The sequence below is a fragment of the Pseudomonas emilianonis genome, assembly GCF_023072625.1.
Lineage (GTDB): Bacteria > Pseudomonadota > Gammaproteobacteria > Pseudomonadales > Pseudomonadaceae > Aquipseudomonas > Aquipseudomonas paraveronii.
Genome location: NZ_JAKNRV010000689.1, coordinates 1 through 1,148, shown reverse-complemented (window position 1 = coordinate 1,148; position 1,148 = coordinate 1). Strand labels below are relative to the sequence as shown.

Genomic DNA, 1,148 nt, shown 5'->3' with positions numbered 1-1,148 from the left:
CGAGCCCGCACCGATTGCTCCGCAACAAGAGCCTGCTGCACCCACGCTGCCGCCGCCGACGGAGGCTATTCCGCCCCTGCCGACGCCGTCCCAGTGACACCGACGGCCTTCGACGGGGCGGGGCTGATTGGCACCTGATAAATTCTTGCAGCGCTGCTACGTTTAATCCTGTAGTGCAGGAACGTCATGGCGCTGACATTTTTTCGTCATGACGGCACTTTAGGCTGGTCTTGCAGGTCATTAATCTGCAGCCGCTTTCACCCTAAAGGAGCTTAATATGGACGATTATCAGGAAGAGCTGCTCGAGTACCAGGCCTTTGAATGGGACCCTTTGGACCCCGCCGACGATGCCACCGAGCTGTAAAACCGGCTTCAGGCGGAATGCCGCTGACTGCGGCGAAATTCCCCTGGGGTCTGGTTGTTCCACCGCCTGAACGCCCGTTGAAAGGCTTGAGCCGAGGCAAAACCGAGCAAGTAGGCGATCTCGCCGAATGCCAGTTCCGTATCGCGAATGTAGGTCATAGCCAGGTCGCGGCGGGTATCGTTGAGGATCGCCCGGAACTGAGTGCCTTCTTCGGCCAGTTTGCGGCGCAGGGTCCAGGTTGGCAGCTTCAAGCGCGCCGCCACTTCTTCCAGGTCGGGCTCCCGGCCACCATTGAGCATCGGCCCGAGCAAACGGGTAATGCGCTCGCGCAGGCTGCGGGTGCGGGTCAACTGCTCCAACTCTCTTTCACATAACTGTAACAGCAGGTGCCAGGTGCTCGGGCAATGCTGCGGGTTGCGCAGCGCCAGGGTTGGTTGGCTCAGGCGCAGTTGATTGGCGTCGGCGCCGAAGTGGACCGGGCTGTCGCCCAACGCGCGGTATTGTTCACTGTAGTCCGGTGCCTCGAATTCGATCTCGATGCGCTGCGCCTGCACCGGTTGCTGGGCCAGACTCGACAGTTGGTGCAGCCAGCCGGCGATGATCGAGTCGACCACAAAGCGGTTATAGGCGTTGTAGGGGCTGATGGAATAGAAACGCAGCCAGGCGCCTTCGGCGTCTTCATAAAAGCTCGATTGCCCGCGATAGTTGGAGCCATACAGCGCTTCAAAGCGCGTGAGGGTGCGGGCCGCTTCGCGCACGTTGGGCGCCTGGGCGGCCGTGACGC

General features: G+C 61.2%; 1 protein-coding gene. It reads right to left on the bottom strand.

Annotated elements, in window-relative coordinates:
* Window positions 1-372: 372 nt before the first annotated feature.
* The coding region (locus L9Z73_RS30895) for a helix-turn-helix transcriptional regulator (RefSeq protein WP_247408780.1) at window positions 373-1,148 on the bottom strand (776 nt) is incomplete at its 5' end.